The organism is Methylobacterium sp. J-030 (assembly GCF_022829545.1).
GTDB lineage: Bacteria > Pseudomonadota > Alphaproteobacteria > Rhizobiales > Beijerinckiaceae > Methylobacterium.
This window is the reverse complement of record NZ_JAKSYM010000357.1, coordinates 1-378: the sequence shown is the minus strand read 5'-3', so window position 1 is coordinate 378 and position 378 is coordinate 1. Positions and strand designations below refer to the sequence as shown.

The 378-nt window shown below is 68.8% G+C and carries 1 protein-coding gene; it reads right to left on the bottom strand.

Annotation, left to right across the window (positions count from 1 at the left end; translation table 11 throughout):
* On the bottom strand, positions 1-378 hold a 378-nt coding region (locus MKK75_RS28415), incomplete at both ends, for a LamB/YcsF family protein (protein ID WP_244045836.1).

Genomic DNA, 378 nt, shown 5'->3' with positions numbered 1-378 from the left:
CCTGCGCGCTCAGCGCGATGGCGAGTAGGGCGAGATTCGGATCGACGGCCCTGACCGCGCGGGCGACCGCGTCGGCCACCGAACGCTCCTCAGCCGCGATGTTGCCGAGCGCCCCATGTGTCTTGACGTAGGTGATGCGGTTACCTGCATAGGCGGCAAGCGCCTGGGCAGCCGCGACCTGATAGACCCCCAGCCGCTCGATCTCGTCCGGGCTGAACTGGATGCGGCGCCGGCCGACGCCCCAGAGGTCGTGAGAGCCCGGCTGCGCACCCACCGCGACGCCCTTCCCCTTCCCTAGGGCGAAGTTGAGGGCCAATACTTCGGGACAGCTCGCGTTCAGTCCACATGCGTCGTGGGCCGTGGTCACACAGGCGAGGT